Origin of the sequence: Corynebacterium sp. LK2510, assembly GCF_040946405.1 — a bacterium.
Lineage (GTDB): Bacteria > Actinomycetota > Actinomycetes > Mycobacteriales > Mycobacteriaceae > Corynebacterium.
Window position 1 is genome coordinate 35213 of the sequence record NZ_JAYWLR010000010.1, and the last position, 12135, is coordinate 47347.

The following is a 12135-nucleotide window of genomic DNA, read 5'->3' on the forward strand; positions in this document are numbered from 1 at the left end:
GGGGTGCCACTATATGTAGTACCCCCGCCTCATACCCCCGGGGCGGGCCGTCTGGTGCGCGTGTGACGCATGTTGCGAATGACGTTCATTTTGCGTGCAAACGCTCACGTGTCCGCGAAATCGTGTTGCGGCTATTTAGGGCTTCGGTGTGTAATCGGTAGGGAAATAACAGGGATGTAACCCCTCTTTGGCGGCGGCAACCGCATCGACCGCGGTGCCGCCGTATTGACCGACACACGACCATCTACAGCGGAGGAAGGAGACGGCGTGGAAGAATCAGCTGGTAACGCCATTCTCCGTGGCGCGGCGGCGGGCGGAATGACCCTCGACGAACTGTTTGGCACCGTCGAGCAGGAGTGGCAGGACCAGGCGCTGTGTGCCCAGACTGACCCTGAGGCATTCTTCCCCGAGAAGGGCGGCTCGACCCGCGAGGCGAAGCGCATCTGCCAGGCGTGCCCCGTCCGTGACGAATGCCTCGAGTACGCGCTCGAGCACGACGAGCGCTTCGGCATCTGGGGTGGACTGTCCGACCGTGAGCGGCGCCGTCTGAAAAAGCAGATCGGCTAAACGCCCATCACCACGGAAAGTCGGGGTCCATCTCCCTCGGATCGAGGTTGAGGTAGTTCGCGACCAGAGCGGTCAGAATCCATGTCAGGAGTTCTGCCCGCTCCATTTTTGTCTTCGCCCGCTTTTCCACGGGCATCCGGAAAATGACAAAACGCGCCCGCGTTGGATTGCCGTCGCGGTCGACGCCGGCCTGGAGAACACGTCCAAGGGGAACCGGGCCGTCGGCGACGATTTCGTCGGGAAGCACCTGGCTGTCCGCGCGCAGACGCATACGCGGAATAGTGTCAACGGCCAGATCAACCCCGGAAAGCTGGTCGTAGTAGGCATTGTGCAGCGGGGCGTAGGCCTCGAGGACCAGCTGATCGAATGCCATGGTGCGGGTGCGATAGCGCGGCACGCCCACGGGCAAAAGTGGTCCGCGCGCGCCGCGGCCGCGGCGGTCCCGCGCGGGGCGCAGGTGCAACGGGGTCGCTGGCTGGTCCATGGTTGACCATCTTAAATCCGGGCGTGGGCAGGTGGTGGGGGCCACGCCGCGTGTCCAGTCCCGGAATCTAGAGCCGAGGTTTAGACTTGGCCCCCGTGAGTACCTTCCGTCGATGCTGCCGTCCGGGCTGCGGCAGGCCTGCCGTGGCTACGTTGATCTACGCATACGCGGAATCGACAGCGGTGATCGGGCCCCTGTCGCCAGCCCAGGACCCCCACGCCTGGGACCTGTGCGAGCACCACGCCTCGCACATCACCGCCCCCGTCGGCTGGGACCTGGTGCGCGTCGAGGCGGTGGAGATTGACGACGACGAGCTCGAGAATATGGACGAGTCCGAGCTCACCGCGCTCGCCGCGGCCGTGCGTGAGGCGGGCCGGGTGACCACTGGGCTCGTGGAGTCGGGGGAGGACCCGATCGAATACGAGGCAACGCGCGACTTCAATGACCCGAGCACCTCCAACCATCCCGTGCATCGCACCAAGCGCATCGAGGAACACGTCGCCCATGCGAAAGCCGCGCGCCGTTCGCATCTGCGCGTCGTGCCCGACCCGGAGGTCACGCAAGGACAGGCACGCGACGGGGAGTCATCAGCGGACAACTAAGATATCCCGCATGTCTAACAACCGTGAGCGGGCCACCGCAGACATCGACAAGGTGATCAAGGCGTACGACATCCGCGGGCTCGTCGGCGAGCAGATCGACGAGGACTTCGTCTACGACGTCGGCGCCGCCTTCGCCACCATCCTGACAAGCGAGGGTGAAACGCGCATCGCAGTCGGCCACGACATGCGCCCCTCCTCACCGGACTTCGCCGCCGCATTCGCCCGCGGCGCGAGTGAGCACGGCCTCGACGTCGTCGAGCTCGGCCTGACCTCCACCGACGAGCTCTATTTCGCGGCTGGCACCCTGCGCTGCGCCGGTGCCATGTTCACCGCCTCGCACAACCCGGCCCAATACAACGGCATCAAGCTGTGCCGCGCTGGCGCGACGCCGGTGAGCACCAACACGGGGCTGGGCCAGATCGCGAGCATGCTTGTCGACGGCATCCCGGCCTACAACGGGGAGAAGGGGAGCGTCGAGAAGCGCGACGTGCTTGCTGACTACGCCGCGTACCTGCGCGACCTGGTCGAGGTCCCGTCGCGGCGCACCCTGACGGTGGCCGTCGACGCCGCCAACGGCATGGCAGGCCACACCGTGCCCGCCGCGCTGGGTGACATGGATATTCGCCCGCTGTACTTCGAGCTCGACGGGACGTTCCCCAACCACGAGGCGAACCCGCTCGACCCGAAGAACCTGGAAGACCTGCAGAAGTTCGTTGTCGAGGAGGGCGCGGACATCGGGCTCGCTTTCGACGGTGACGCCGACCGCTGCTTCGTCGTCGACGAGCGTGGCACCCCTGTGTCGCCGTCCGCAATTACCGCACTCGTGGCCGCCCGGACCTTGCAGGACAACCCCGGCGCGACAATCATTCACAACCTGATCACCTCCCGCGCGGTCCCGGAGATCATCGAAGAACTCGGCGGCACCGCCGTGCGCACGCGCGTGGGGCACTCCTACATCAAGGCGCAGATGGCCGAATCCGGCGCGCTGTTCGGCGGCGAGCACTCCGCGCACTACTACTTCGCGGACTTCTTCAACGCGGACTCCGGCCTCCTCGCCGCGCTGCACGTTTTGGCGGCGCTTGCCGAGCAGGACGCGCCTTTGTCCGAGCTGATGGCCGACTACGAGCGCTACGTCGCCTCCGGGGAGATCAATTCCGAGGTCGAGGACCAGCAGGCCGCCACCCAGCGCGTCCTCGACGCCTTCGCGGACCGCACGGCGGGCATCGATAACCTCGACGGAGTGACAGTGACGTTGAACGGGACGAAGGCGTGGTTCAACGTTCGCGCCTCCAACACCGAACCGCTGCTGCGCCTCAACGTGGAGGCTCCCACCCGCGAGGAGGTCGACGCCTTGAGCGCCGAGATCCTCTCGATCATCCGCGCCTGAGCCTACGTGTCCGGGCCACCCCGTACCCTGGGGCCATGGACAACTACGAGCCTGTACGTGACGCAGACGCCGCAGACGCCGCAGACACGGTGGAGGACTACTACGCGGGCGCGGCCAGCTACGACCGCGAGACGGTGCGGTTCTTCGACGTCGCCCATGAAGGCGCCCAGATTCGCGCCGTGGCGAACGCGGTCGGCGACCTGGCGCGGCTGCGCGGGCTTGCGCCCCGCAGCGTCGTCGCGGTGGCCAAGGACCAGGTCTCGCGGGCAGCTGCTGAGGCGGCGCTGAGACTGCGCGAGCCGCTACCCCTGCCGGTTGTCGTGACGACGGTTCTGCCGGACTACGTCGGGCCGCTCGACGTCGTCGCGGTGATTGGCGAATGCACCTCGGACCCGTACACGGGCCAGGACACGCGCTCGCTGCTCACGGCGGTGCGCCGCGGGGCCGAGACGATCCTGGCGGGGCCGCATCGTGGCGCGATCCTCGATGATGCGCCGGAGGGCGTGATCACTGTGCCCGCACTGCCCAGTGCGGCAGGGGCCTCGCCACTGCGCGCCATGGCGCTTGTGTGGGCGATTTTGGACTGCCTGGACCAGCCCGAAGAGCTCACGCGCGAGTTCCTCGACGCTGTGGCGAACGACGTCGACGAAGAGTTGGAGGCTTTGTCCCCGCAACGCGATACGACCGTCAACGCCGCGCGCCAGCTGCGCGAGTTCGCCTCCGGCGCGCGCGTTCTCCACACAGGGTTCAGCCCGGCTGGCGACGCGGTCGCCTCGCTCGCGGCGCAGATCTGGACCGCACGAGGTATCGCCTCCGGGTATGCCACGCGGGCTGAAGCGGGCAGGGCGCTGGAAGATGCCCAAGCAGAGCAGGCGGTAACGGACATCTTTCACGATCCTTTCCTCGACTCGGAGCCAGGGCTGGTACCGTTGAAGGCTGTTGTGTGGGCGGAACCAGAGACGGTTCTGCCCGCTTCGCGTGCCGAGGCGGCCCCATCCACGAGTCTCGGCGATGCAGCGTCGGCGGCCCGACTTGTGGCCCGCGCTTTCGCCGCAACGGCCATGAGCGATTAATGCGCTCATCCAGCGGCAGGAATGTCTCTAATCAGAGGGGAGAAACTGTGCCAATTGAGCGATTGGAACCGACCTTGCGGTCGTACCCGTGGGGTTCGCGTTCGTTGCTCGCGCGCCTTCGCGGGCGCCCCGTGCCCGCCGAGCAGCCTGAAGCTGAGCTCTGGTTCGGCGCGCACGCTGCGGCGCCGTCGACCGTGCGCGGCGAAGCTCTCGACGCCGTGATCGCCGCCGATCCCGTTGCCTCCCTCGGCGCGCGAGTCGCCGCAGAGTTCGATGGCAAGCTGCCGTTCCTGCTCAAACTGCTTGCGGCCGGTGAGCCGCTGAGCATCCAGGCGCACCCCTCGAAGCAGCAGGCTGAAGAGGGCTACGCGCGCGAAGATGAGCTCGGGATTCCCCTGAACAGCCCCGAGCGTGACTACCGGGACAGAAACCACAAACCCGAGCTCATCGTGGCCCTGACACCATTCCACGCCATCGCGGGATTCCGGCCGCCCGAACGCACACGCGAGCTTTTCGACGCCCTCGAGTGCCCCGCACTCGACCGCTACGTGTCACTGCTCGGCCCCGCGGGCGACCCGTCCGCCTACCGCGCATTGTTCACCACATGGATCGCGCTGCCTCCGGGGACCCGCGATGAGCTCATCCTCGACCTCGCCGAAAGCGCACAACGTCTCATTGGCGAGGACACCTGGATTAGCCGCACGGCGGAGAACTTCCTCGCACTGGCGGAGCAGTACCCGAACGACACGGGCACCCTCGCGTCGCTGTTGCTCAACCACGTTGAGCTTCAACCGGGTGAAGCGCTCTACCTCGGCGCCGGGCAGCTCCACGCCTACCTGCGCGGCATGGGCGTGGAGATCATGGCGAACTCCGACAATGTCCTGCGCGGTGGGCTGACCACCAAGCACGTCGACGTGCCGGAGCTTGTCCGGATCGTCAGCTTCGAGGACCTCGAGTCGCCCTTCGCCAGCACGGAAGAGCGTGGCGCCGAGACCGTCTACGGCGTTCCGTGCGAGGACTTCGCCTTAAGCCGGATGCGCCTCTCGGCAGGTGACTGCGTGGACCTGAGCCACGACGGCCCGTCCATCGCGCTGTGTACCGAGGGGACTGCGCGGGTGTCGTCCGCGGAAACGGAGATCGACCTCGCTCCCGGCGAGGCCGCATGGATCCCGGCGGGCGAAAGCGCCACGGCGGGTGTCGGCGACGGCGCGGGAGAGCTGTTCATCGCCAGGGTCTAAGCGGCCTCACCGCCGCATGGGTGCCCTCTCTGGGGGGAGTGCCCTGAGAAGGGGAGTTAGACGCCCCACGCCTGGCGGAGGCGCTCCCACCACGGCAGGGGGCTGGGGGCGGGCGGAGCCTGCTCCTGCACCGGCGCCTCAACCGGCGGCTGCGGTGCGGCAGGCTCGTTTTCGGGTGCTGGTGCCAGGGGCTGCTGGACCTCGGGTTGTTGCTGCTGCTGAGCCGGCGCGGGTGTTGACGGCTGCTGCTCGGGTTGGCCTGTGGAGGATCCGGGGCCTTGCGGCAGCGGCGGGAACGGGGTGTCCTCCGCGCCAGTGGGGGCGGCTGGTGTCGGCTCCGCGGGGGTGGTGGCCGTCGGCGATGCCTCGGGCGTGGTGGTCTCCCGGACAGCCGACGGAGGCAACACGTTGGAGGGGCGGTAGACCTGTGTCGGGGCCGCTGCTTGGGGAGCAGCGTTGACAACCGCATTGGGCGGCAAAAGGGGATCGCGCGTGGGCGCCGCCGGGCGAGGTGCAGCAGCGTTGAGCTCCTGGTCGGCGTCGGCGGGCTCCTCCACCGGAGTCGCGGAGGTGCGCGTCGAGGTCGGCGACGACGGCAGCGTCGACGTCGTCTCCGGAGCTGCCGCGACCGCAGTCGTGGTTTCTTCCTGGAAGCCTGCTGCCTCGGGGGCGGTGGGAATGGACAGCTTCCAGACCGCGACTCCTGCCAGCACGGCGCCGACGACGCCGAGGGTCATGAACGACGCAACGCGACGGCGCGATTGATCCCGCGATTCATCCATTGCGTGCTCCTTTCCTCGTGTGACCGCCATGATCGACCATAACGCACGCCAATGTAACAGGTTTATAACATTACGTCTGCATTTATATCATAGTTCCCGGTCCGCGGTATCGGCCCGGGCGACGGGGGTAGGCGTTGATGCCGGCGTCACAGACGGTGGACAACACGTGCCGTATCCGGCTAGTCATGTACGTGTACACCGTCTGCACCGTGTTCACGCGCCCGCCCGGGCGATCAGTGTGAGCCGCAGGCACTTTTCAAAGGAGTCCTTCCATGACCACGTGGGACAGCGAGATTTTCTCCACCGAGGCGAACGTCGAGTTCCTTGATGAGCTCACTGAACTCGACCGTGATGGCATCGTCGACGCGGTGCGCGACGCCGTCTTGCTCGCCTCGGGCGAGTCCGCAACCGAGGATGAGCTCGACAATGGGCGCGCCGCCGCAACCATCGCGGCAATCTGGGCGGGCGCGCCGTTTAGCGCGGGGGAGATCGCCGATTCCTACGAGTTCATTCGCGGCGGCGTGGCTGACGTCGACGAGCAGCTCAGCTCGGCCGCCGCCGCAGTGCTGGAAGGGGTTGACACCGAGGAGGATGTCGACCAGTTCATTGAGGCCCTCTCCTAGGCCGCGCCGGTGATCATCGCAGTAGAAGGCATCGACGGGGCAGGCAAGAACACTCTCGTGACCGCGGTGCGTGACGCACTTGGTGCCGAGACGCTGGCGTTTCCCCGCTACGGCGCATCCATCCACGCAGACATCGCTCACGACGCTCTCCACGGTCGCATGGGTGACCTCTCGGACTCGGCGTACGGCATGGCGACCATTTTCGCGCTCGACAGGGCGGGGGCCAAAGAGCTTCTCGACGCCTACGTGGACACCAGCGAGCGCATCATCATCCTCGACCGTTTTGTCGCTTCCAACGCCGCGTACACCGCCGCGCGCACCGGCGACCCGGGTGCCATTGAGTGGGTCCGCGAGCTCGAGTTTGGCCGGTTGGGCCTGCCCGTCCCCGACCTCCACGTCCTCGTGGATACCCCTCCGGAGGAGGCGCGCCGGCGCGCGAAGCACCGGGAGGGAGAAGACGCCTCGCGTGCCCGTGACCAGTACGAGCGTAACGCGCAGTTGCAGGCGGACACTTTCGCCGCGTACGAGCAGCTCGCCGCGCAGTCCTGGGTGAGTCGGTGGGTGCGTGCGACCGAACCGGGCACTATCATTCAAGCAGTACACGAGTTCTAAAGAAACTGGTCCAGGCGGACCGAGGAGCGAAGATGACCCCGAAGATTCTGGTTGTGGACGACGATCCGGCGATCAACGAGATGTTGACGATCGTCCTGGAGTCCGAGGGATTCGAGACACAGTCGGTGATGGACGGTGCCGCCGCAGTGCCGACGTTCCACGACTTCGCTCCGGACCTCATCCTGCTTGACCTGATGTTGCCGGGGATGAACGGCATCGATATCTGCCGCGAGATCCGCAAGGGGTCCGCGGTCCCGATCGTCATGCTGACGGCGAAGACTGACACCGTCGACGTTGTCCTCGGCCTGGAATCGGGCGCGGACGATTACATCACCAAGCCCTTCAAGCCGAAGGAGCTCATCGCCCGCATCCGCGCCCGGTTGCGTCGTACGGAGGAAGAGCCGTCGGAAGTTCTCCAGATCGGCGATCTGACTATCGACGTGCCGCAGCACATGGTCACGCGCGAGGGTGCAGAGATCGCGCTGACCCCGCTGGAATTCGACCTGCTGCTCGAGATGGCCCGCAAGCCGAACCAGGTCCACACCCGCGAGGAACTGCTTGAATCCGTCTGGGGCTACCGAAACGCCTCCGACACCCGCCTGGTCAATGTCCACGTGCAGCGTCTGCGCTCCAAGATCGAGCGCGACCCGGAGAACCCGGAGATCATCCTGACGGTGCGCGGTGTCGGGTACAAGACCGGCAAGACAGGGGCGTAAACCGCTGAAGACGTACCTCTCGTTACGCGCTGTGCGCGAGCGAATCTCCGAAAACTGGCGGACCTCCTTGCAGGTCCGCTTCGTCGGCACGGTCCTCATTGTCTCAGCGATCGTGATGAGCGTGCTCGGGTTCGCGCTGGCGTCGGTCGTGACGCAACGCATCACCGCGACGAAGATCGACCTTGCGAGCAGCGAGGTGGAGCGCGCCCGCGTGGTGGTGGAGAGCCAGATCGATAGCTCTGGCCCGTCGAGCTCGATGCAGACGCGTCTGAACTCGGCACGCACCGCCGTGACGCAGCGTTCCCAGCAAAACTCCGACGTCGCTTCTGTCTACGACCCAGTCATCCTCGTGCAGGGCACCAACGGGCCTGAAATGGCTTCGCCGGAGGGATTCAGTATCCCCCGGAGGTTGCAGACGTTCGTGTCCGAAGGCAACGTCGCCTACCAGTTCGCCTCTGTCGAGCGCGCCGACGGGTCGTCCTACAACGCGCTTATCGTGGGTACACCGACGAGTGCCGAAATCCCAGACCTGCAGCTCTACCTGGTTATGAACATGGAGAGTGAGACGGCCACGCTCGCCCTGCTGCAGGGGTTGCTCGCCACCGCCTCCATCGTGGTGGTCGTGCTGCTCGTCGGCATCGCGTGGCTGGCGTCGCAGCAGATCGTCTCCCCGGTGCGCTCCGCCTCGCGGACCGCAGAGCGTTTTGCGGCCGGGCACCTGCGCGAGCGCATGCCCGTCGATGGAGAAGACGAGATGGCGCGCCTAGCGCTGTCCTTTAACAACATGGCCGACAAGATCTCGCGCCAGATCAACCAGTTAGAGGAGTACGGCGACCTGCAGCGCCAATTCACCTCAGATGTGTCGCACGAGTTGCGCACCCCGCTGACCACGGTGCGTATGGCTGCCGACATGATTGCCGCCGAGGAAGACTCGCTGGAGGGACACACCCGACGCGCGTCCCAGCTGATGACGAGGGAGCTGGACCGCTTCGAAGAACTACTCGGGGATCTGCTGGAGATTTCGCGTCACGACGCCGGCGTGGCGGATCTCTCCGCCGTGAGCATAGACGCGCAGGCACCCGTGCTCTCCGCGTGGGAACAGACCCGCCACCTAGCCGAAGAACTCGACGTCGAGGTGGAGTTCCGTTTGCCGGATGAACCGCAGACCATCGAGGGGGATTCGCGCCGCATCGAGCGCATCGTGCGCAACCTGTTGGCCAACGCCATCGACCACTCTGAGGGCAATCCCGTCGTCGTCGAGCTCACGGGCAACGACGAGGCAGTGGCGATCACCGTGACCGACCACGGCGTGGGGCTGAAACCCGGCCAAGAAGAGTTGGTGTTCAACCGGTTCTGGCGCGCCGACAAGTCGCGCAAACGCCACTCGGGCGGGACAGGCCTCGGCCTGGCCATCGCCCGCGAGGACGCGTTGCTACACCGCGGACAGCTCGACGCGGCGGGAACGCCGAATGTTGGGTCGCAGTTCCGACTCGTTTTGCCCCGCGACCCACAGGTTGGGTTTACCCAGGCGCCAGTGGGGCTGACCCCGCCGCGCCCGCTGCCCACCACAACAATGGCTCCGATTGTCGAGGCTGCTGAACCTGCTGAGGAGGACCGCGCCGGTGATGCCAATGAATAAGAACTCCAAGCCCGCTGTCGCCGCTGGCGTCGCCGCGTCGCTGGCGGCTGTGGTCGCGCTCTCCGCGTGCGCGACGCTGCCGTCGAACACCGCGCCTCACGTGATCCGCGCCTACGAGTCGCAGGAGACTGCGGATCCGAAGATCGCACCGCAGGCGGGAAGCGAGCCCGACCTGTTGTTGCGCGACTTCTTTGCCGCATCGGCTATCCCGACGTCGAACTACGAGGCGGCGCGTAGCTTCCTCACGGCGCCGGCGCAGGCAGCATGGCAGCCGAGCGAGACCATCCTTGTCGTCGACAGGCTGAGCCTGAGCACCGTCGCAGGGGGGACGGACGGCAGGCGCAGTTTCAGCGTCCAAGGCGGCGTCATCGGCGAGATCCACCCCGGTGGAGTGTTCAGGCCAAACCGGGCGCTGTACGACTCCACAATGGAGCTCGAGCAAGTCAACGGGGAGTGGCGTATTTCCTCACTGCCCAGCGGGGTGGTCATCGAGCGTGCAGATCTACGCGACAAGTACCAGCCTCACAACCTGTACTTCTTTGACAACACGGGCACGGAGCTCGTCGCGGACAGACGATGGCTCTACAACAGTCGCGGTTCGCTTGATAGTGAGTTGCTGACAGTTCTGATGGACGGTCCTGCCGAGCGTCTCAAGCCCGCGGTGCGTTTCGACCTGGCTGAGGTGGGCTCCTACGTCGGTTACGACGATGGAGCATACAACTTCAGCGGATTCGGCTCCGTGAGTGAAGAACGGCGCTTCCGTTTCGCCGCGCAGGTGGTGTGGGTGCTCGCCGAGGCGGGGGTGACGGGTCCGATCGCGATTACCGCGGACGGGGACCCACTGGTCCCCGGCTTCGAGACGTTTAGCACCGAGGACTTCCCCGATCTCGCCCCGGTCGCTACCGCACCCGGTGATGTGAGCACCTTCGCCCTGTCTAACGGCAACCTCTACAGCGTCAGCGAGGGGGAGACCGAGCCGGTCCAGGGGGCACTCGGCGGGAGCGGGACGATCGCGAGCGCGGACTTAGCCCGCGGCGGCAATTACGCTGTCGTCACCGGATCAGAAGGCGGGCAGCGGTTTGAGATCGGTTCGCTGGGCGGATTCCGCGACGTGGTTGTCGAAGGAGAAAGCTTTACCCGCCCCTCGTTCGAGCCCGATGCCTCTGCTGTGTGGGTCGTTGCCGACGGTGAACGTGTGCTGCGTACCGTGCGCTCAGCGGCGTCTGGCGCTGTGTCCACCACGGAGATTCCGATGCAATTCCCTGATGGGGTGGAGGGCAACATTTCGGTGCTGAGGCTATCGCGCACTGGGACGCGTGCGGTGCTTGTCATCGAAGGCCGACTGTTTACCGGAATCGTGGAGCAAAACGGGCTGGGTGAGCAGTCCATCGTCAACATCTTGGAGTATGTCCCCGACCTCGGCGGCAGCGTTATCGCGGCGGATTGGAACCCCGACGGCTCGCTGCTTGTGGGAACGAGCGTCCCAGAGACGCCCATTGTGCGCGTAGAACAAGACGGTTCCTCGATGACAGTCTTACCGGGCGGCAACCTTACGGCGCCTGTCGTAGCAGTAGCGTCCACGCCGACGATGAACTACGCCACGGACGCGAACGGAACGTTGCAGCTCCCGGCGATCGGCGTGGACGAGCGGCCAAACTGGCGCGAGGTGCCCGGGCTGCAGGGTATTCGCGCGGTGCCGATTATTGCCCGGTAGCGGTAACCAAGCAGGCTAGGGGGGAAGCGGGTTGTGGTTGTTGAGCTAGTGCTGCCGCGACGTTGCGCCGGGTGTGGCGCCGCCGGGTTCGACCTGTGCCCGCGCTGCAGGAAGGTGCTCGCACGGGCGCCTTACCGCGTCAGTACCACCACGAGCCCGCATGTTCCGGTGTTCACCTTTGGCCCCTATTCCGACGCGCACCGCGGGGTTGTATTAGCCATGAAGGAGCGCCGCAACTTTGCCGCGCGCCGCTTGGTCGGCGCGGTCCTCGCGGCCGGTCTCGAGCACCTCGCGGTGCGCGGGGAGATACCCGATGCCGTGACGCTGGTGCCTGCACCGACGCGGGCGCGGGCTGCACGAAGTAGGGGAGGCGACCCGGTGGAGGCGGTGTGCCGCGCCTCGGGGTATCCCACGTGGGCGGGGCTTAGCTTGGATCCGCGCACGGCGGATCAAGCGTCGCTGTCGGCGGAGGAGCGCCGGGCGAACCTGGCTGGCAGCGTGCGGCTGTCGCGCGGGGCGCAGCTGCCGGACGGGGCGCTGGTCGTGGTCGACGATGTTGTGACGACGGGTGCGACGCTTCAGGTGAGCGTCGAGAAGCTTTTGGCGCACGGAGCAGATATGGTGGCGTGTGTCACACTGTGTGCCGCGTAGTGATCTAATGGGGGCCTTCGGCCTCATTGGTTATGACCAGTTGTATA

The 12135-nt window shown here is 66.2% G+C and carries 13 protein-coding genes; 11 read left to right on the top strand and 2 right to left on the bottom strand.

Translation table 11 applies throughout. The features are described 5' to 3' along the window. The first annotated feature begins 318 nt into the window (after positions 1-318). Positions 319-567 (top strand): WhiB family transcriptional regulator, encoded by a 249-nt coding sequence (locus tag VVR41_RS06815; RefSeq protein ID WP_196820192.1) that lies wholly within the window; start codon positions 319-321, stop codon positions 565-567. Between the two features lie 7 nt (positions 568-574). Here the strand turns inward: VVR41_RS06815 and VVR41_RS06820 are convergent, their stop codons facing one another. Then, a complete protein-coding gene (locus VVR41_RS06820) occupies positions 575-1051 on the bottom strand; it encodes a metallopeptidase family protein (protein ID WP_321103819.1) in 477 nt (158 codons plus the stop codon). A 95-nt stretch (positions 1052-1146) separates the two neighbouring features. On the opposite strand from VVR41_RS06820, the gene VVR41_RS06825 reads away from it, so the two are divergent. Genes VVR41_RS06825 through manA form a run of 4 tightly spaced genes read left to right on the top strand, consistent with a single transcriptional unit; the run spans position 1147 to position 5351 of the window. Continuing rightward, on the top strand, positions 1147-1653 hold the full coding sequence (locus tag VVR41_RS06825) for a DUF3499 domain-containing protein (RefSeq protein ID WP_368524129.1): 507 nt from the start codon (positions 1147-1149) through the stop codon (positions 1651-1653). Between the two features lie 10 nt (positions 1654-1663). Continuing rightward, positions 1664-3040: a phosphomannomutase/phosphoglucomutase gene (locus VVR41_RS06830; protein WP_368524130.1), complete on the top strand. Its 1377-nt coding sequence runs from the start codon at positions 1664-1666 to the stop codon at positions 3038-3040. Positions 3041-3075: 35 nt separating this feature from the next. After that, on the top strand, positions 3076-4113 hold the full coding sequence (locus tag VVR41_RS06835; RefSeq protein WP_368524131.1) for a hypothetical protein: 1038 nt from the start codon (positions 3076-3078) through the stop codon (positions 4111-4113). Between the two features lie 53 nt (positions 4114-4166). After that, the gene (gene manA, locus VVR41_RS06840) at positions 4167-5351 is read left to right on the top strand and encodes a mannose-6-phosphate isomerase, class I (protein WP_368524160.1); all 1185 of its coding nucleotides are present in this window, start codon (positions 4167-4169) and stop codon (positions 5349-5351) included. Between the two features lie 56 nt (positions 5352-5407). Here manA and VVR41_RS06845 read toward each other — a convergent pair whose 3' ends face one another. After that, positions 5408-6133: a hypothetical protein gene (locus tag VVR41_RS06845; protein ID WP_368524132.1), complete on the bottom strand. Its 726-nt coding sequence runs from the start codon at positions 6131-6133 to the stop codon at positions 5408-5410. A 272-nt stretch (positions 6134-6405) separates the two neighbouring features. On the opposite strand from VVR41_RS06845, the gene VVR41_RS06850 reads away from it, so the two are divergent. From VVR41_RS06850 to VVR41_RS06875, 6 genes are all read left to right on the top strand, one after another. After that, on the top strand, positions 6406-6756 hold the full coding sequence (locus tag VVR41_RS06850) for a hypothetical protein (RefSeq protein ID WP_321103814.1): 351 nt from the start codon (positions 6406-6408) through the stop codon (positions 6754-6756). Positions 6757-6765: 9 nt separating this feature from the next. After that, complete coding sequence (locus VVR41_RS06855; protein WP_321103813.1) at positions 6766-7368, top strand: dTMP kinase; 603 nt, start codon at positions 6766-6768, stop codon at positions 7366-7368. 32 nt (positions 7369-7400) lie between these two features. Continuing rightward, positions 7401-8084 carry an MtrAB system response regulator MtrA gene (gene mtrA / locus VVR41_RS06860; RefSeq protein WP_321103812.1) on the top strand — a complete coding sequence of 228 codons (684 nt, stop codon included), beginning with the start codon at positions 7401-7403 and terminating at the stop codon, positions 8082-8084. 31 nt (positions 8085-8115) lie between these two features. After that, positions 8116-9723 carry an MtrAB system histidine kinase MtrB gene (mtrB, locus tag VVR41_RS06865; protein ID WP_368524133.1) on the top strand — a complete coding sequence of 536 codons (1608 nt, stop codon included), beginning with the start codon at positions 8116-8118 and terminating at the stop codon, positions 9721-9723. After that, on the top strand, positions 9710-11437 hold the full coding sequence (locus VVR41_RS06870; protein WP_368524134.1) for an LpqB family beta-propeller domain-containing protein: 1728 nt from the start codon (positions 9710-9712) through the stop codon (positions 11435-11437). Before mtrB ends, VVR41_RS06870 begins: the two co-directional genes overlap by 14 nt. Before the next feature lie 219 nt (positions 11438-11656). Beyond that, the gene (locus tag VVR41_RS06875) at positions 11657-12088 is read left to right on the top strand and encodes a ComF family protein (protein ID WP_368524135.1); all 432 of its coding nucleotides are present in this window, start codon (positions 11657-11659) and stop codon (positions 12086-12088) included. The last annotated feature ends 47 nt before the right edge of the window (positions 12089-12135 follow it).

Coding starts and splice junctions, on each gene's coding strand:
- VVR41_RS06850 (WP_321103814.1), top strand. CDS start 6,406: ATGACCACGTGGGACAGCGAGATTTTCTCCACCGAGGCGAACGTCGAG.
- VVR41_RS06870 (WP_368524134.1), top strand. CDS start 9,710: ATGCCAATGAATAAGAACTCCAAGCCCGCTGTCGCCGCTGGCGTCGCC.
- VVR41_RS06820 (WP_321103819.1), bottom strand. CDS start 1,051: ATGGACCAGCCAGCGACCCCGTTGCACCTGCGCCCCGCGCGGGACCGC.
- VVR41_RS06830 (WP_368524130.1), top strand. CDS start 1,664: ATGTCTAACAACCGTGAGCGGGCCACCGCAGACATCGACAAGGTGATC.
- VVR41_RS06835 (WP_368524131.1), top strand. CDS start 3,076: ATGGACAACTACGAGCCTGTACGTGACGCAGACGCCGCAGACGCCGCA.
- VVR41_RS06875 (WP_368524135.1), top strand. CDS start 11,657: ATGAAGGAGCGCCGCAACTTTGCCGCGCGCCGCTTGGTCGGCGCGGTC.
- mtrA (WP_321103812.1), top strand. CDS start 7,401: ATGACCCCGAAGATTCTGGTTGTGGACGACGATCCGGCGATCAACGAG.
- VVR41_RS06815 (WP_196820192.1), top strand. CDS start 319: ATGACCCTCGACGAACTGTTTGGCACCGTCGAGCAGGAGTGGCAGGAC.
- VVR41_RS06845 (WP_368524132.1), bottom strand. CDS start 6,133: ATGGATGAATCGCGGGATCAATCGCGCCGTCGCGTTGCGTCGTTCATG.